General features: G+C 62.3%; 10 protein-coding genes and 1 pseudogene. 6 read left to right on the top strand and 5 right to left on the bottom strand.

The genetic code is table 11. The features are described from left to right. Positions 1–172: 172 nt before the first annotated feature. Positions 173–3661 (bottom strand): chromosome segregation protein SMC, encoded by a 3489-nt coding sequence (gene smc / locus PSH84_RS13730; RefSeq protein ID WP_305483068.1) that lies wholly within the window; start codon positions 3659–3661, stop codon positions 173–175. A gap of 1 nt (position 3662) precedes the next feature. Beyond that, positions 3663–4322: a GntR family transcriptional regulator gene (locus PSH84_RS13725; RefSeq protein ID WP_122567904.1), complete on the bottom strand. Its 660-nt coding sequence runs from the start codon at positions 4320–4322 to the stop codon at positions 3663–3665. 382 nt (positions 4323–4704) lie between these two features. Between PSH84_RS13725 and xdhA the strand changes: the two genes are divergently transcribed. The 4 genes and pseudogenes from xdhA (at position 4705) to guaD (ending at position 10839) form a co-directional block, all read left to right on the top strand. Next, on the top strand, positions 4705–6159 hold the full coding sequence (gene xdhA / locus PSH84_RS13720) for a xanthine dehydrogenase small subunit (RefSeq protein ID WP_122567902.1): 1455 nt from the start codon (positions 4705–4707) through the stop codon (positions 6157–6159). Further along, the gene (gene xdhB / locus PSH84_RS13715; RefSeq protein ID WP_305483066.1) at positions 6152–8551 is read left to right on the top strand and encodes a xanthine dehydrogenase molybdopterin binding subunit; all 2400 of its coding nucleotides are present in this window, start codon (positions 6152–6154) and stop codon (positions 8549–8551) included. Before xdhA ends, xdhB begins: the two co-directional genes overlap by 8 nt. 122 nt (positions 8552–8673) lie before the next feature. Next, positions 8674–9516: a xanthine dehydrogenase accessory protein XdhC gene (gene xdhC, locus PSH84_RS13710; protein ID WP_122567900.1), complete on the top strand. Its 843-nt coding sequence runs from the start codon at positions 8674–8676 to the stop codon at positions 9514–9516. Between the two features lie 19 nt (positions 9517–9535). After that, positions 9536–10839 (top strand): annotated as a pseudogene (gene guaD / locus PSH84_RS13705) (guanine deaminase). A gap of 122 nt (positions 10840–10961) precedes the next feature. Here guaD and PSH84_RS13700 read toward each other — a convergent pair. Continuing rightward, positions 10962–11726 carry a GntR family transcriptional regulator gene (locus PSH84_RS13700; RefSeq protein WP_003183531.1) on the bottom strand — a complete coding sequence of 255 codons (765 nt, stop codon included), beginning with the start codon at positions 11724–11726 and terminating at the stop codon, positions 10962–10964. A gap of 324 nt (positions 11727–12050) precedes the next feature. Between PSH84_RS13700 and PSH84_RS13695 the strand changes: the two genes are divergently transcribed. After that, the gene (locus PSH84_RS13695) at positions 12051–13241 is read left to right on the top strand and encodes a benzoate/H(+) symporter BenE family transporter (protein WP_122567898.1); all 1191 of its coding nucleotides are present in this window, start codon (positions 12051–12053) and stop codon (positions 13239–13241) included. Between the two features lie 168 nt (positions 13242–13409). Here the strand turns inward: PSH84_RS13695 and PSH84_RS13690 are convergent, their stop codons facing one another. After that, positions 13410–13754, bottom strand: coding sequence for a YggL family protein (locus PSH84_RS13690; RefSeq protein ID WP_305483065.1), 345 nt, complete (start codon positions 13752–13754; stop codon positions 13410–13412). Between the two features lie 232 nt (positions 13755–13986). Between PSH84_RS13690 and dacB the strand changes: the two genes are divergently transcribed. Then, entirely contained in the window at positions 13987–15453 is a 1467-nt protein-coding gene (dacB, locus tag PSH84_RS13685) for a D-alanyl-D-alanine carboxypeptidase/D-alanyl-D-alanine endopeptidase (protein ID WP_305483064.1), read from the top strand. A 428-nt stretch (positions 15454–15881) separates the two neighbouring features. Here the strand turns inward: dacB and PSH84_RS13680 are convergent, their stop codons facing one another. Beyond that, entirely contained in the window at positions 15882–18266 is a 2385-nt protein-coding gene (locus PSH84_RS13680) for a sensor domain-containing diguanylate cyclase (RefSeq protein ID WP_305483063.1), read from the bottom strand. Between the last annotated feature and the right edge of the window lie 42 nt (positions 18267–18308).

The raw sequence follows: 18308 nt of genomic DNA, 5'->3' as shown, positions 1-18308 counted from the left end.
TCTGAATGGCGTTTTGCCCACGCATACGAAAAATTGACATTAAACTAGCACGACCAAAGATAACTTTACACCGTCTGTCGCATAGGCTTGTGCCCAATCTGTGAATTGAACATCAGCCACCCGGGTAAAAAATACCTACAGCGTTCGAAGCAGAAGCCCTACAACCGGTTCTTCAGGCATCCACCAGAGCCATGGCCTCCTCCACATCCACCGCCACCAGTCGCGAACAGCCCGGCTCGTGCATGGTCACCCCCATCAACTGATCGGCCATTTCCATGGCGATCTTGTTGTGGGTGATGTAGATGAACTGCACCGTTTCAGACATCTCCTTCACCAGCCGTGCGTAACGGCCTACGTTGGCGTCGTCCAATGGCGCGTCGACTTCGTCGAGCATGCAGAACGGCGCCGGGTTCAATTTGAAAATGGCAAAGACCAGGGCCAGCGCTGTCAGCGCCTTTTCGCCGCCGGAGAGCAAATGGATGGTGCTGTTCTTCTTGCCAGGAGGACGCGCCATGATTGTCACCCCTGTATCGAGTAAATCTTCGCCCGTCAGTTCCAAGTAGGCGCTGCCACCACCGAAAACTTTTGGAAAAAGTGCCTGCAAACCGCCGTTGATCTGATCAAAGGTATCCTTGAAGCGGTTGCGGGTTTCCTTGTCGATCTTGCGGATGACGTTTTCCAGGGTCTCCAGCGCTTCCACCAGATCATCGTTCTGGGCGTCCAGGTAGCGCTTGCGCTCGGACTGCTGCTGGTACTCGTCGATGGCCGCCAGGTTGATTGCCCCCAGGCGCTGGATGCGCTGGGCAATGCGTTCCAGTTCTTCCTCGGCATCCTTCTCGTTCGCTCCGGCCACCAGGGTGGCGAGCACGCCATCGAGGTCGTAGCCGTCTTCCAGCAACTGGTCCTGCAAGGCTTTGCGCCGCACCGTCAGGGCTTGCCACTCCATGCGTTGCTGTTCCATCTGGCCGCGGATCAGTTGGGATTGCTGCTCGGCCTGGCTGCGGCGCTTTTCGGCGTCGCGCAGTTCGCGGTCGGCGTCCTCCAAGGCGATCTGCGCGGTCTTGAGTTCTTCGTCGACGCTCATGCGCTTGTCGAGCAACTCCTCGAGCTTGAGACGCAGCTCTTCCAGCGGCGCCTCGCCCTCCTCCAGATTGAGGCTCAACTGCTCGCGTTTTTCGGTCAGGCGCTCGGACTGCATTTCCAGCCGTTCCAAGGCCTGGCGCGTGGAATCGTGCTGGGCCTTGAGCGAGCCCAGGCGCACCGCCAACTGATGGGCATGGTCCTTGTGCTGGCGCGCTTCCTGGCGCACCCGGTCCAGGCGCTCACGCAAGCTGTCACGCTGGGCCAGCAGCAACTCGCGCTGCTCGGTGTCCAGCGCCATGGCATCGAGGGCTTCTTGCAGTTGCAAGCGCGCCTCGCCGATCTGTTCGTGCTCCAGCGCCCGCTGCTCGCCCAGTTCGGCGATCTCTTCATCGAGGCGGGTGCGGCGCAGCGCCAGTTGTTCAACCTTGGCCTTGCCGGCCGACAACTGCGCCTTGAGCTCGCCTTGCTGGCGCGCTTCATCCTGCAACAGCCGCCGCAGGTGCTCGCGGCCGTTCTCCTGCTGACGCTGTTGCGCCCGCAGGTTTTGCAATTCGGTTTCCAGGGCTTCGACGCTGGCCTCACGCTCTTCGCGCTCGGCGCCCAGGCGCTGAATTTCCTGGCCGCGGGCGAGCATGCCGCTTTCGGCTTCGCTGGCCCGGCGCACCCGCAGGAAATGCCGGCCAACCCAATACCCGTCACGACTGATCAGGCTTTCGCCGGCCGCCAATTGCCCACGCAGGGCCAAGGCCTGTTCAAGGCTGTCCACCGGTTTGACCTGCCCGAGCCAGGGCGACAGGTCGACCTGGGCCTCGACCTTGTCCAGCAAGCTGCCGGGGATTCGCACGCCGTCGCCGGCCGGGCTGAGCAGACGCAGATCGCCCTGGGTGAAGCCCGACAGGTCGAAGCCGCCGAAGTCATCCACTAGCACCGCTTGCAGGTCGGCCCCCAGCACGGTTTCCACCGCCAGCTCCCAACCGGCATCGACCTTCAGGCCCTCGGCCAGTCGCGGACGCTCGGCCAAGTGCTGGTCGCGCAGCCATTCGGCGGCGCCAGTGCCCGGATCCAGCGCCGCTTGCTGCAAGGCCTCCAGCGAAGCCAGGCGCCCATTGAGCCGCTGCAACTCACCCTGGCCCTGCTGCTGGTTCTGCAAAGCCAATTGCAAGGCCTGGCGCAGTTGCTCAAGGCGTTCGACTTGGGCGTCTTCGCTGGCCTGCAGGTCTTCGAGGGTGGCTTCGCTGGTCGCCAGCTGCTCGCTCAGTTCCAGGATCGCGGCGTCTTCCGGGTCCGCCGCGAGCAACGCGCGTTCTTCGGACAAGCGGCGCTGACGTTCGGCCAGGCGCTCCATGCTGCTTTCCAACTGCTGGATGCGCGACTGCTGGACTTCAGCCTGACGCCGCGGCTCGGCCGAGGTCAGATTGAAACTATCCCACTGCTCTTGCCAGCCATGCATGGTCAGTTCGGCTTCTTCCAAGGCCGCGGCAGCCTCTTCGGCGGCGGCGCTGGTGATTTCCTGCTCCGGCGTCAGCCTGTCCAGCTCTTCGCCGAGGGTCAACAGCAGGGTGCGGTCGTGGCCCAGGTGCGATTCGGTTTCCAGGCGCGCCCGCTCGGCTTCCTTCAAGTCATCCTGCAACTGCCGCAGCCGTTGCTGCCCATGCTGGATGCTCTGCTCGACCCGGGCGATGTCACCCCCCACGGAATAGAAACGTCCTTGCACCAGATTGAAGCGCTCGGACAGGTCATGGTGGCCGTCGCGCAGGCGCTCGATGGCGGCGTCCGCATTACGCTGCTCGGCCACCAGGGCTTCGAAGCTGACTTCCTGGTTGCCGATGATCGCCTCACGCTGGCCGACCTGCTCGTTCAACGCCTGCCAGCGCAGGGCCGACAGTTGGGCCTTGAGCTGGCGCTCCTCGCCCTTGTATTCCTGGTACTTTTTCGCGGCCTCGGCCTGACGGTGCAGACGTTCAAGCTGGCGTTCGAGTTCTTCGCGCAGATCGGTCAGGCGTGCCAGATTTTCGTGAGTGCGACGAATGCGGTTTTCGGTCTCGCGCCGTCGCTCCTTGTATTTGGAAATACCGGCGGCTTCTTCGATGAAATTGCGCAGATCTTCGGGCTTGGCTTCGATCAGCTTGGAGATCATGCCCTGTTCGATGATCGAGTAGCTGCGCGGGCCCAGGCCGGTGCCGAGGAAAATGTCGGTGATGTCGCGACGCCGGCACTTGGCACCGTTGAGGAAATAGCTGTTCTGGCTGTCGCGGGTCACTTTGCGACGAATGGAGATTTCCGCATAGGCCGCGTACTCGCCCACCAGGGTGCCGTCGGAGTTATCGAACACCAGCTCGATGCTCGCCTGGCTCACCGGCTTGCGACTGGTGGAGCCGTTGAAGATGACGTCGGTCATCGACTCGCCGCGCAGGTTCTTGGCCGAACTTTCGCCCATCACCCAGCGCACGGCGTCGATGATGTTCGACTTGCCGCAACCATTGGGCCCGACCACCGCCGCCATGTTACTGGGGAAGTTCACCGTGGTCGGGTCGACGAAGGATTTGAACCCCGCCAACTTGATGCACTTGAGCCGCACGTCAGGCCGCCGTCAGGGCAGCAACCACCAGATCGCAACTGCGCTGGGCGTAAGCCGTGAGCACGATGCGGATCTGCGGCAAATCACGGGCCAGCACGGCGGCGAGCAGGCGCTGGAACAGGTCGAGGAATTCGCTCATTTCCGCCTTGCGCTGCTCCAGGGCCAGGAAATAGGCGCGGCTCATGGCCGGTTGCAGGTTCTCGACGGTTTCCTGCAGGTACGGGTTGTTGGCAAACGGATAGGCGGCGCGCATCACGCTGAAGCTTTCATCGACGAAAGTGCGGATGTCCTGGCGTGCGTAGGCGTCCTTGAGACGCTGCTGGATCGCCACGAACGGCGCCATGTCGGCCTGTTCTTTCCAACCATGGGCCACGGCGTTGCCCAGCAGGATGTACAGCTCGCTCATCAACGCGCAGAGGCTGCGCACCTTGTGCTCGGTGAGTTCGGTGACGTGGGCGCCACGGCGCGGCAGGATCGCGATCAAATGGCGTCGCTCCAGGATCAGCAAGGCCTCGCGGACCGAGCCGCGGCTGACGTTGAGCGCCAGCGTGACCTTCTGCTCCTGGATGCGCTCTCCCGGTTTCATTTCGCCGCGAATGATGCGTTCGGCGAGGTGATGGGCGATTTGCTCGGCGAGGCTGTCCGGGGCCTTGAACGTCATGGTTGTCCTTCAAACTCTTCGATTTGCACAAGCGGCGCAGTGTAGCGCACTCAATACGTCATGGCGCAGGGCCTGTAGCGGGTTTTTGGCACGATTCAAGCAAAAAAGTTTGAGCCTTCACCTTGAAACCAAACCTGTGGAAGAACCTGTGGGAGCGAGCTTGCTCGCGATAGCGGTCTGTCAGCTTGCATCCATACTGAATGTACCGCCGTCATCGCGAGCAAGCTCGGCTCCAACAGGGTTCTACAGTGTCCATAGATGGTTGTTTATCGACTAGACGGATTTTCTTGACCTTTAAGTCAGAAAATCGTTGACCGAAAAGTCAGACCTGATAAATTCAGGCTCACGTCGATACAACAATAATGAGTCTGCGAGGCCTTCCGTGATCCAGTTTTTACTCAACCAGGAACTCCGTAGCGAGCACGCCCTGGACCCGAACCTGACCGTGCTCAACTATTTGCGCGAACACGTTGGTAAACCAGGCACCAAGGAAGGCTGCGCTAGTGGCGACTGTGGTGCGTGCACCGTGGTGGTGGGCGAATTGGAAACGGACGCGAATGGCCGCGAACGCATTCGCTACCGCAGCCTCAATTCGTGCCTGACCTTCGTCTCGTCCCTGCACGGCAAGCAACTGATCAGCGTCGAAGACCTCAAGCACCAGGGCCAATTGCACAGCGTCCAGCAAGCCATGGTCGATTGCCACGGTTCGCAGTGCGGCTTCTGCACACCGGGCTTCGTCATGTCGCTGTTCGCCCTGCAAAAAAACAGCGAACAACCCGACGCCCACCAGGCCCACGAAGCCCTGGCCGGCAACCTGTGCCGTTGCACCGGCTATCGGCCGATCCTGGCCGCCGCCGAGCAGGCCTGCTGTGACAAGCCAGCGGACCAGTTCGACGCCCGCGAGGCCGAGACCATCGCCCGCCTCAAAGCCATCGCCCCGACCGAGACTGGCGAGCTCAACAGCGGCGACAAACGCTGCCTGGTGCCACTGACCGTGGCCGACCTGGCCGACCTCTACGACGCTTATCCCCAGGCGCGCCTGTTGGCCGGCGGCACCGACCTGGCCCTGGAAGTCACCCAGTTCCACCGCACCCTGCCGGTGATGATCTACGTGGGCAACGTCGCCGAACTCAAGCGTGTCGAACGCTTTGACGATCGCCTGGAGATCGGCGCCGCCACGGCGCTGTCCGATTGCTACGGGGCCCTGAAAGCCGAATACCCGGACTTTGGCGAATTGCTGCAACGCTTTGCCTCGCTGCAGATCCGCAACCAGGGCACCCTGGGCGGCAACATCGGCAATGCCTCGCCGATTGGCGACTCGCCGCCCCTGCTGATCGCCCTCGGTGCGCAGATTGTGCTGTGCAAGGGCCAGACCCGTCGCACCCTGGCCCTGGAAGACTATTTCATCGACTACCGGGTCACCGCCCGCCAGGAAAGCGAATTCATCGAAAAAATCATCGTGCCCCGGGCCAGCGCCGAACAGGCGTTCCGCGCCTACAAGGTGTCCAAGCGTCTGGACGATGATATTTCCGCGGTGTGCGCGGCGTTCAACCTGCGCATCGACAACGGCGTGGTCCGCGATGCCCGCGTGGCCTTCGGCGGCATGGCCGCCACACCGAAACGCGCCAAGCATTGTGAAGCCGTATTGATCGGTGCGCCGTGGACCGACAGCACCGTCGAACGCGCCTGTATCGCCCTGGCCGAGGACTTCACACCGCTGTCGGATTTCCGCGCCAGCAAGGAATACCGACTGCTCAGTGCCCGCAACCTGTTGCGCAAATACTTCATCGAACTGCAAACGCCGCACATCGAGACTCGGGTGACCGCTTATGTCTAACCATCACGCCGTAGAGAAGACCCAAGCCGAACTGGCCGAGCTGTTCGCCCGCGACCTCACCACTGGCGTGGGCCGCAGCGTCAAGCATGACAGCGCCGCCAAGCATGTGTCCGGCGAGGCGCAGTACATCGATGACCGCCTGGAATTCCCGAACCAGTTGCACGTCTATGCCCGGCTTTCGGACCGCGCCCACGCCCGGATCATCCGCATCGATACCGCGCCCTGCTACGCCTTCGAAGGCGTGCGCATCGCCATTACCCATGCAGACATCCCGGGGCTGAAGGACATCGGCCCGCTGTTGCCCGGCGACCCGCTGCTGGCCATCGATGATGTGCAGTTCGTCGGCCAACCGGTGCTGGCCGTCGCCGCCAAGGATCTTGAGACGGCACGCAAGGCGGCCATGGCCGCAATCATCGAATACGAAGACCTGGAACCGGTGCTGGACGTGGTCGAGGCCTTGCGCAAGCGGCATTTCGTGCTCGACAGCCACACCCACCAGCGCGGCGATTCGACCACAGCGCTGGCAAGCGCCGAACATCGCATTCAAGGCTCGCTGCACATCGGCGGCCAGGAGCATTTTTACCTGGAAACCCAGATTTCCTCGGTGATGCCCACCGAAGACGGCGGCATGATCGTCTACTGCTCGACCCAGAACCCCACCGAAGTGCAGAAACTGGTGGCCGAGGTGCTGGGCGTGTCGATGAACAAGGTCGTGGTGGACATGCGCCGCATGGGCGGCGGCTTTGGCGGCAAGGAAACCCAGGCCGCCAGCCCCGCGTGCCTGTGTGCGGTCATCGCACACCTCACCGGTCAGCCAACCAAGATGCGCCTGCCCCGCGTGGAAGACATGCTGATGACCGGCAAGCGCCATCCCTTCTACATCGAATACGACGTGGGTTTCGACAGCACCGGACGCCTGCAAGGCATCGCCTTGGAACTGGCCGGCAACTGCGGTTGCTCGCCGGACTTGTCGGCCTCGATTGTCGACCGGGCGATGTTCCACGCCGACAACGCCTATTACCTGGGCAATGCGACCATCAACGGCCACCGCTGCAAGACCAACACCGCGTCTAACACCGCTTACCGGGGTTTCGGCGGCCCCCAAGGCATGGTCGCCATCGAAGAGGTGATGGATGCCATTGCCCGGCACCTGGGGCTCGATCCGCTGGCGGTGCGCAAGGCCAACTATTACGGCAAGACCGAACGCAACGTCACCCATTACTACCAGACCGTCGAGCACAACATGCTCGAGGAAATGACCGCCGAGCTTGAACAAAGTAGCCAGTACACCGAGCGCCGTGAAGCGATCCGTCGCTACAACGCAGGCAGCCCGATCCTGAAAAAAGGCCTGGCGCTGACACCGGTGAAATTCGGCATTTCGTTCACCGCCAGCTTCCTCAACCAGGCCGGCGCCTTGATCCATGTCTACACCGACGGCAGCATCCACCTCAACCACGGCGGCACCGAAATGGGCCAGGGCCTGAACACCAAGGTCGCTCAGGTGGTGGCCGAGGTGTTCCAGGTGGAAATGGACCGCGTGCAGATCACCGCGACCAACACCGACAAGGTGCCGAATACCTCGCCCACCGCGGCCTCCAGCGGCGCCGACCTGAACGGCAAGGCGGCACAGAATGCCGCCGAAACCATCAAGCGGCGCCTGGTGGAGTTCGCTGCGCGGCAGTACAAGGTCAGCGAAGAAGACGTGGAATTCCACAACGGCCATGTGCGGGTGCGCGATCACATCCTGACGTTCGAGGCCCTGGTTCAGCAGGCGTATTTCGCCCAGGTCTCGCTGTCGAGCACCGGCTTCTACAAGACCCCGAAAATCTACTACGACCGCAGCCAGGCCCGTGGCCGGCCGTTCTATTACTACGCCTATGGCGCGGCCTGTGCCGAGGTGATCGTCGACACCCTCACCGGCGAGTACAAGATGCTGCGCACCGACATCCTCCACGACGTCGGTGTCTCGCTGAACCCGGCCATCGACATCGGCCAGGTCGAGGGCGGCTTCATCCAGGGCATGGGCTGGCTGACCATGGAAGAGCTGGTGTGGAACGACAAGGGCAAGCTGATGACCAACGGTCCGGCCAGCTACAAGATCCCCGCCGTAGCCGACATGCCCCTGGATCTGCGGGTCAAGCTGGTGGAAAACCGCAAGAACCCCGAAGACACCGTGTTTCACTCCAAGGCCGTGGGCGAACCGCCGTTCATGCTCGGCATCGCCGCGTGGTGCGCCATCAAGGACGCCGTGGCGAGCCTGGGGGATTACCGGCACCAACCGAACATCGATGCGCCAGCGACACCGGAGCGGGTGTTGTGGGGGTGTGAGCAGATGCGGGGGCTAAAAGCGCTCAAGGCCCAGAAGGCTGAAGCCGAAGTGGCTTCGCTCTAGACCGCGGCGCGGCCATCGCGAGCAAGCTCGCTCCCACAGGGGATTTGTGAATACCGACCCAATGTGGGAGCGAGCTTGCTCGCGATGAGGCCCGAACAGACAACAGAGATGTCGAGGTGAATATGTACAACTGGATCAGCGCCCTCGCCGACCTGCAAACCCGCGGCGAACCCTGCGTGCTGGTGACGATTATCGAAGAGCTCGGCTCCACCCCGCGCAACGCCGGTTCGAAGATGGTCATCAGCGCCAGCCAGACATTCGACACCATCGGTGGCGGGCACCTGGAATACAAGGCCATGGAAATCGCCCGGAACATGCTTGCCAGCGGCCAGCAGAACACCCATCTGGAGCGCTTCAGCCTCGGTGCGAGCCTGGGCCAGTGCTGCGGCGGCGTCACCGTGTTGCTGTTTGAACCCATGGGCCAGGTCCAGGCGCAGATCGCCGTGTTCGGCGCCGGCCATGTCGGCCGCGCCCTGGTGCCGCTGCTGGCGAGCCTGCCCTGCAAGGTGCGCTGGATCGACTCGCGGGAAGCGGAGTTCCCCGAACACCTGCCCCACGGCGTGCACAAGATCGTCACCGAAGAGCCACTGGATGAAGTCGACGAATTGCCCGCCGGCAGCTACTGCATCGTCATGACCCACAACCACCAGCTCGACCTGGAACTGAGCGCCGCGATCCTCAAGCGCAACGACTTCGCCTACTTCGGCCTGATCGGCTCGAAAACCAAGCGGGTCAAGTTCGAACATCGCCTGCGCGATCGTGGTTTCGACAGCAGCACCTTGCAACGCATGCGTTGCCCGATGGGCATCGGCGAAGTCAAAGGCAAGCTGCCTGTGGAAATCGCCATCTCCATCGCCGGCGAAATCATCGCCACCTATAACGCCGATTTCGGCCAGCACACCGTGCGCGCCGAACCGATTGCCAAGCTGCTGCCGGCTTCGCGCCGCAGCCAGGCGAACCGTTGAACACTCGTTGAGAACTCCCATGCCCCTGACACGCAAAGCCTACCGCGCCGCCCTGCTCCACAGCCTCGCCGACCCGGCCGAAGTCGGTATCGAGGCGTCCTATGAATATTTCGAAGACGGTTTGCTGGTGGTGGAAAACGGCCAGATCAGCGCCATCGGCCACGCCCATGACCTGCTGCCCACCCTGGCGGCGGATATCGAAATCGCCCACTACCCGGACGCGCTGATCACGCCGGGTTTGATCGACACCCACATCCACCTGCCGCAAACCGGCATGGTCGGCGCCTATGGCGAGCAATTGCTGGACTGGCTCAACACCTACACCTTCCCCTGCGAGAGCCAGTTCGCCGACAAGGCCCATGCCGAGGCGGTGGCGGATATTTTCGTCAAGGAACTGCTGCGCAACGGCACCACCACCGCGCTGGTGTTCGGCAGCGTGCATCCGCAGTCAGTGAAATGCGTTTTTCGAAGTGGCCCAGAAGCTTGACCTGCGGATGATCGCCGGCAAGGTGATGATGGACCGACGCCCCGGACTACCTGACCGACACTGCCGAATCCAGCTACACCGAGAGCAAGGCGCTGATCGAGCGCTGGCACGGCAAGGGCCGGCTGCACTACGCCGTGACCCCGCGTTTCGCCCCCACCAGCACCCCGGAACAACTGGCCCTGGCCGGTCAGTTGCTGGGGGAATACCCCGACTTGTACATGCAGACTCACATCAGTGAGAACCTGCAAGAAGTGCAGTGGGTCAAGGAACTGTTCCCGGAACGCAAGGGCTACCTGGACGTCTACGATCACTACCAACTGCTCGGCGAGCGCTCGGTGTTCGCCCACGGCGTGCACCTGTGCGATGACGAATGCGCGCGCCTGGCCGAGACCGGTTCGGCCATTGCCTTCTGCCCGACCTCGAACTTTTTCCTTGGCAGCGGCCTGTTCAACCTGCCGATGGCCGAGAAGCACAAGGTGAACGTAGGACTGGGCACAGACGTGGGTGGCGGCACCAGTTTTTCGCTGCTGCAAACCCTGAACGAAGCCTACAAGATGATGCAGCTGCAGGGCGCACGGCTGAGCCCGTTCAAGTCGCTGTACCTGGCCACCCTCGGCGGCGCCCGGGCCCTGCGCCTGGAGGACAAGATCGGGACGTTGCAGCCGGGGACGGACGCGGATTTCCTGATATTGGACTACAACGCCACGCCGCTATTGAGCTATCGCCTCAAGCAGGCCAAGGACATTGCCGAGCGGTTGTTCGTGTTGATGACGCTGGGGGATGATCGGACGGTGGCGCAGACTTATGCGGCGGGTCGGTTGGTGCATCAGCGCTAGATTTCAGCGTCTGTTGGATTGCCATCGCGAGCAAGCTCGCTCCCACAGTGGATTTGTGTCGTTCACATACCCCTTGTGGGAGCGAGCTTGCTCGCGATTGGCGGCACGACTGATTCAACCCATCAAAGCTTGGCCGTCGACCGCCCCGGCTTCTTGCTCTGCAACAAATGCGAGAACACCGCGTGCAAGTCATCCGACGCGCTTTCTTCGTCGAGGTTGAGCTTGCTGTCGATGTGGTCCATGTGATGCATCATCAGGTCCACCGCCAATGTCGCATCGCGCGCCTCGATGGCGTCGATCAACTGCGTGTGTTCGTCGTAGGAACAGTGGGACCGGTTGCCGCTTTCGTACTGGGCGATGATCAGCGACGTCTGGGACACGAGGCTGCGCTGGAAACTGATCAGCGGGGCGTTCTTCGCCGCTTCGGCCAGCTTGAGGTGGAACTCGCCCGACAGACGGATGCCGGCACCGCGGTCACCGCGGGAAAAACTGTCGCGCTCGTCGCTGACCATCTGCCGCAGCTCAGCCAGTTGTTCGGCGGTAGCGTGCTGCACCGCCAACTCGGTGATCGCCCTCTCCACCAGGCGCCGGGCCATGAACACCTGGCGGGCCTCTTCGACACTCGGGCTCGCCACCACGGCACCGCGATTGGGCCGCAGCAACACCACGCCTTCGTGGGCCAGGCGTGACAACGCCCGGCGGATGATCGTGCGGCTGACCCCGAAAATTTCCCCCAGCGCCTCTTCGCTCAACTTGGTACCGGGCGCCAGGCGTTGTTCGAGGATGGCCTCGAAGATATGCGCATAGACAATATCGTCCTGGGTTCCGCTGCGGCCGGCTTTACCAGCTCGCGGTTGTTTCTTGAGGGGCTGCAACTGTTCGTTCATGGGCACTCGAGTCGGGAGAACTGCGGCGAATTGACCGTGACTGTAATACGGCACAGCGGGTCGCTGGCAAGTATCGCGTAAAAAACAGCTCGATTGTACACAACCTCTGATGGCAACACGACTGTACGGCTGTTTGCGGGCATGGCTGTATTGCAATCGCTCACAGGGTTGAGTTTAGGCTTAAACCCACAATTCTGTGACACCTGTGGGAGCAAGGCTTGCCCGCGATAAAGCTGACGTAATGCCTTGGAATCGAGGCGTTCTCATCGCGGGCAAGCCTTGCTCCCACAGACGCATAACCTACAACAAGGAACACCGCCCACCATGACCGAAGTCACGACCACACCACTTCGTCCATTGGCCGACACCTCGCCTTCGGCCATCGTCGCCGGGTTCATCGCCATGATGACCGGCTACACCAGCTCCCTGGTGCTGATGTTCCAGGCCGGACAGGCGGCAGGGCTCACCAGCGGGCAGATTTCCTCGTGGATCTGGGCGATTTCCATCGGCATGGCGGTATGCACCATCGGGCTGTCGCTGCGCTATCGCACGCCGATCACCATCGCCTGGTCGACACCCGGCGCGGCGCTGCTGATCACCAGCCTGGGCGGTGTGAGTTACGGCGAGGCCATCGGCGCCTATATCACCTGTGCAGTCCTGGTGACGATCTGCGGCCTGACCGGCAGTTTCGAGCGTTTGGTCAAGCGCATTCCGGCCTCGCTGGCGGCGGCGTTGCTGGCGGGCATCCTGTTCAAGATCGGCAGCGAGATCTTCGTCGCCACCCAGCATCGCACCGGCCTGGTGCTGGGGATGTTTTTCACCTACCTGATCGTCAAGCGCCTGTCGCCGCGCTACGCGGTATTGGCGGCACTCTTGATCGGTACGGCGCTGTCGGGCCTGCTGGGGCTGTTGGACTTCAGCGGCTTTGCCCTGGAAGTCGCGACGCCGGTCTGGACCACGCCGCACTTTTCCCTGGCGGCCACCATCAGCATCGGCATCCCGCTGTTCGTGGTGGCGATGACCTCTCAGAACATGCCTGGCATCGCCGTGTTGCGGGCCGACGGTTACACCGTGCCGGCCTCGCCGCTGATCACCAGCACCGGCATCGCCTCGCTGCTGCTGGCGCCGTTCGGCTCCCATGGCATCAACCTGGCGGCCATCAGCGCGGCCATCTGCACCGGCCCCCACGCCCACGAAGATCGCAACAAACGCTACACGGCGGCGGTCTGGTGCGGGATTTTCTACGGGATCGCCGGGGTGTTCGGCGCGACGCTGGCGGCGTTGTTCGCGGCGCTGCCCAAGGAACTGGTGCTGTCCATCGCCGCGCTGGCGCTGTTCGGCTCGATCATCAATGGGTTGAGCATCGCCATGAGCGAAGTGAAGGAACGGGAAGCGGCGCTGATTACCTTCATGGTCACGGCGTCGGGGATGACGCTGTTCTCCATCGGTTCGGCGTTCTGGGGGATTGTGGCGGGGGTGTTGACCTTGCTCATCCTGAACTGGCGCAACGCCTGACAGCTTTTAAGAGCATCGCGAGCAAGCTCGCTCCCACAGGGAATTTGTGTCGTTCACATCACCACTGTGGGAGCGAGCTTGCTCGCGATGGCGACCTGAAGGACAACACCTACCCAACAGACAGGCACAAAAAAACCGGCGCCCAAACGGGCTGCCGGTTTTTGAACATCAAGCGACCGGATTGATCGGCTTTTCCGGGTACCAGACGTCCATCAGCGGGCTGACTTCAGCGCTGGTCAGCTCAGGACGCGCCTTGAGCCAGGCTTCAACGGCAGCACGCTGCTCTTCGGAGACCGAGCCACGCTTCTGCAGGCAAACCAGACCGTAGTCGTCGCCGCCGACGTAGCCCAGGCCATTGGCTTCCATGGCTTCTTTCAGGAAAGCGTCGAGGAAAGCGTCAATAGCCTCATCGGCCAGATCTTCTTTGAAATCCAGGTTCAGTTCGAAACCCAGCTCTTGAAATTCATCCACGCACAGTTTTTTGCGCAGACGCTGGGAACGGTTAGTCGCCATTGGAACAATCCTCATAAGTAATAACGGCCGGCACTTTACCAGTTTGGCTCGTCGATTGCCCGACTGATCGGGGCGTATCGGCCTACCGTCGGTAAAAAATAGCAGCCGAAGGGCTCAGGCACGGCCCAAGCCGTTGCGGCTTGGGGCATAATGCCGACACTTTCATGACCGTTGAGGACGTTCATTTTCATGTCCTCGTTTTTTCCCCCTCGCCCGTAGGGTTCTATTTCAAATGATCAAATCTTTGCGTCCACTGCTTCTGGCCAGCCTTCTTCTTCCCCTGGCCCTCCCTGTCACCGCCCACGCCGCCACGATCAACACTGCCCTGTCGCTCAACGTGCAAAAGGCCCTCAAGGCCAGCAAGCTGCAGAACGACGCCCTGTCCCTGGTGATGGTGCCGCTCAATGGTCCCGGCACCCCGACCTTGTACAACGCCGACGTCTCGGTCAACCCCGCTTCCACGATGAAACTGGTGACCACCTACGCGGCCCTGGAAATGCTCGGCCCCAATCACCAGTGGAAAACCGAGTTCTACACCGACGGCACCCTCAGCGGCGGGATCCTCAACGGCAACCTATACCTCAAGGGCGGCGGCGATCCCAAGCTGAACATGGAAAAACTCTGGTTGCTGATGCGCGACCTGCGGGCCAACGGCGTGCAGCAGATCACCGGCGACCTGGTCCTGGACCGCAGTTTCTTCATCCAGCCGCAACTGCCCGAATTCAACGACGACGGCAACGACGAAAACAAGCCATTCCTGGTCAAGCCCGACTCGTTGCTGGTCAACCTCAAGGCCCTGCGCTTCGTCGCCCGCAACGACGGCGGCCGGGTCCTGGTGTCGGTGGAACCGCCGATTGCCAGCATCCGCATAGAAAATCAGGTCAAGGCGGTCAATTCCAAACAATGCGCCGGCGGCGTGCGCTACAACCCGGTGCCACAGGCGGACGGCAGCGTGACGGTGACCGTCGGCGGCCAGCTCGGTGACGGTTGCAGCTCCCAGACCTACCTGTCGCTGCTGGACCATGCCACCTACACCGCTGGCGCCGTGCGGGCGATCTGGAAGGAACTGGGTGGCAGCATCCAGGGCAAGGACCGCCTGGCCGCTACCCCGAGCAACGCCAAGGTGCTGGCCCGGGCATTCTCTCCGGACCTGGCGGAGATCATCCGCGACATCAACAAATACAGTAACAACACCATGGCCCAGCAACTGTTCCTGAGCCTCGGCGCGCAGTTCCGTAACGAAGCCGACGGCGATGACGCCAAGGCCGCGCAACGGGTGGTGCGCCAGTGGCTGGCCAAGAAAGGCATCACCGCACCGCACCTGGTAATGGAGAACGGCTCCGGCCTGTCCCGCGCCGAGCGGGTCAGCGCCCGGGAAATGGCCGCGATGCTGCAAGCCGCCTGGCGCAGCCCGTATTCGGCGGAGTTCATCAGTTCGATGCCAATTGCCGGCACCGACGGCACCATGCGCAGACGCCTGAAGACCACCGCCATGGCCGGCGAGGCCCACGTCAAGACCGGGACCCTGAACACTGTCCGCGCCATCGCCGGCTACAGCCGCGACATCAATGGCAACACCTGGGCGGTGGTGGCGATCCTCAACGATCCGAAGCCATGGGGCGCTTCGTCAGTGCTGGACCAGGTGTTGCTGGACCTGTACCGCCAGCCGAAACTGTCACAGACGGCTTCGGTGCTCTGACCCCCGACTCACCACAGATTCAGTGGTGATCAGAGGTACAAATGTGGGAGCGAGCCTGCTCGCGATGCGGTCGGTCAGCAAACATCGATGCTGAATGACATACCGCTATCGCGAGCAAGCTCGCTCCCACAGTGGATCTGTGTCGAACACGAATGTTGGGCCCACTGAAGATCAAGTGTGGGAGCGAGCTTGCTCGCGATTCGGTCGGTCAGTTGATGGGGATGTGGCTGGCCTGACGCTATCGCGAGCAAGCTCGCTCCCACAGGGGATTTGTGTCGAGCACAGATTTTTTGCCCACTGAAGATCAACTGTGGGAGCGGGCTTGCTCGCGAAGGCGGCGTGTCAGCCAATGCAATGCTTGAATGTTACACCGCATTCGCGAGCAAGCCCGCTCCCACACCTTTCGCCCCCAGACCCGGCCAAAATGGCTAACCCAACTGCGTCTCGACCCGGTCCCGCCCGGCCTGCTTGGCCGCGTACACGCCTGAATCGGCCCTGAGCAGCAGCGCATCGGCGCCCTCCCCGGCACGCCAAGTGGCGATGCCGAAGCTGGCGGTGACAACGCCCACATCGTCGATGGGCGCAGCCCGCAAGCCTTCCCACAGCTCCAGCGCCAGAGAGTAGGCGCTGTCACTGTCAGTGTCCGGACACAGCACCACGAACTCTTCCCCACCCAACCGACAGAACACATCGGTGCGGCGCAACCGTTGGGCGATGCGCTGGCAGACCGCCTGCAACACCCGGTCGCCCACCGCATGGCCGTGCTGGTCGTTGATGCGCTTGAAGTGATCGATGTCGAGCATGATGACCGCCAGCCCCCCCGAACCGCGCTCAACCCGGACCATCTCCGAGGTCAGCCGCTCCTGGAAATAACGACGGTTGCGAATGCCGGTCAAAGCGTCGGTCACGGACAAGGCCCGTAGTTCTTCTTCCACCCGTTTCAAGTCGGAAATATCCGAGATGTAGCCGTGCCACAACACCCCACCGCCGGGCAACTCCTCGGGTGTGGCCTCGCCGCGCACCCAGCGCAGGCCGCGTAAAGGCAATTGCACCCGGTACTCTTCCCGCCACGGGCTCAAGGTATGGGCCGAAGCACGAATCGAAGCACGGACGCGCGTGCTGTCCAACGGGTGAATACGCGAGAAAATAGCCTCGGCGTTCTGCACCAGTACATCGGGTTCCAGCTCATAGATGTCACGAATGCCGTCGCTGGCATAGATCACGCTGAAGCGATCATTGAAATCCATCTTGAACTGGTAGATCCCCCCGGGCACGTGGGCGCTGAGCTTTTTCAGCAACAGATCACGGGCCGCCAGCGCTTCGTGAACGCGCTTGCGTTCGGTGATGTCGATGCAGATCGCCAGGTGCCCGACCCACAACCCCTGGTCATCGAGCATCGGTGTAGCCAGCATGTTCACGGTCAGGTGGCTACCATCGCGACGCACCAGCGTCCATTCCCGCGCCTGTTGTCCACCCTGTTCGCCGCCCTCGAGCAACATCGCGTGGCAGGTGGGAATCGGTTTGCCAAAACGCGCGCCAAGCTGGGCGGCCCGAGCCTGGAGTTCGCGCGGCACATGCAAGCTCTCCAGGGTCATGCTTTGCAGCACCTCGCAACTCGGGTAGCCGAGCATCTGTTCGGCGCCGACGTTGAAGGTGGTGATGACCCCGCGCAGGTCCGTGGCGATGATCGCGACCTGGGTCGCGGCATCCAGCACGCCGCGCAATTGGCCATGAGTACCGCGCAGCTCCTGCTCCCGGGCGCGCAGTTCACGGGTGCGTTGCTCGACCAGTTTCAAGGCCCGCTGCCGCTGGCTGACCAGCACATAGAGCAAGGCGCTGAGCAGCAGGCTGAGCAAGCCGCCGAGTATCACCAGGCTGGTGACCGAAGAATGATTGGTCGACAGGAATACCCGGCTGGGCCGTAACTCCACCCGATAGTCGTGATCGGCCAGACGTAACAGGCGGGTCGCCGACAAATCGCTCTGGCCCGGCTGGTTGCGGGATTCGAACAGCGTCTGCGCACCGTTTTCGGCAGACAGGTCCACGACCCGCATCGACAGATTGTCGTGACTGGACGCCGGCAGTCCGTCGCCCACCAGTTGCGACATACTGATAGCCGCCACCACGTAGCCGAACGGTTCATTGGCCGATTCCCTGATAACTGGCGCGACCAGCAATATTCCGTGGGTAGACACCGGGTCGCCGTCCATCAAGTCCAGCGGTTGCGAGGCCACCAGCCCGCCGCGCTGGCGAGCCCGCTGGAGGGTGGCACGGCGCAAGGGTTCGGAAAGCAGATCCAGGCCCAGCGGTGCACCGTAGGGAGTCCGGCTCTGGATGTAGAGCACCGGAACGTACTCGTCCCGTTCGGCGGCCTGCCGCAGGCCACCGCTGCCATCCGCCTCGCGGATCGAAAATTGAGGAGCCCCTTCGGCCTGCGCCTGCTGTTCGAACGCTTGCCGTTCGTCGCGAAGCACCCTGGGCGCCCAGACGAAGGCCCGGGTACGGCGCAACAGCGCGTCGGCGTAGCCACGGAATTCCCGGTTGGAAACGTCTTCGGAGTTGGCAAAGAAGCGCCCGAGGCTGCCGAGGAGTAGCTCCTCGTCCTGGAATTGTTCCTCGATGCGGCTGAAGCGCTCCTCAACGTGCAACTCGAAGCGCTGGCGCAATTGCTGATTGAACAGGTTCGTCATCGCCCAGCTCAACACGCCGGTCAGGAAGGTACCGGCCAGCAGCACCAGCGAAGCCACCAGCCAGGCCGACACATCTTCGCTGATAAAGCCCAGGATTCTGGGGCGCACCTGATGCAATGCCATAAATACAACCCGCAAAGGGACCAGGCATAGATACAACCCTGG

The sequence above is a fragment of the Pseudomonas beijingensis genome, assembly GCF_030687295.1.
Classification (GTDB): domain Bacteria; phylum Pseudomonadota; class Gammaproteobacteria; order Pseudomonadales; family Pseudomonadaceae; genus Aquipseudomonas; species Aquipseudomonas beijingensis.
This window is presented reverse-complemented; position numbering and strand designations above follow the sequence as displayed.

Excerpts from the sequence above, each read along its gene's own strand:
- PSH84_RS13725 (WP_122567904.1), bottom strand. The coding sequence starts at position 4,322 with ATGACGTTCAAGGCCCCGGACAGCCTCGCCGAGCAAATCGCCCATCAC.
- xdhB (WP_305483066.1), top strand. The coding sequence starts at position 6,152 with ATGTCTAACCATCACGCCGTAGAGAAGACCCAAGCCGAACTGGCCGAG.
- xdhC (WP_122567900.1), top strand. The coding sequence starts at position 8,674 with ATGTACAACTGGATCAGCGCCCTCGCCGACCTGCAAACCCGCGGCGAA.
- PSH84_RS13700 (WP_003183531.1), bottom strand. The coding sequence starts at position 11,726 with ATGAACGAACAGTTGCAGCCCCTCAAGAAACAACCGCGAGCTGGTAAA.
- PSH84_RS13695 (WP_122567898.1), top strand. The coding sequence starts at position 12,051 with ATGACCGAAGTCACGACCACACCACTTCGTCCATTGGCCGACACCTCG.
- PSH84_RS13690 (WP_305483065.1), bottom strand. The coding sequence starts at position 13,754 with ATGGCGACTAACCGTTCCCAGCGTCTGCGCAAAAAACTGTGCGTGGAT.
- dacB (WP_305483064.1), top strand. The coding sequence starts at position 13,987 with ATGATCAAATCTTTGCGTCCACTGCTTCTGGCCAGCCTTCTTCTTCCC.
- PSH84_RS13680 (WP_305483063.1), bottom strand. The coding sequence starts at position 18,266 with ATGGCATTGCATCAGGTGCGCCCCAGAATCCTGGGCTTTATCAGCGAA.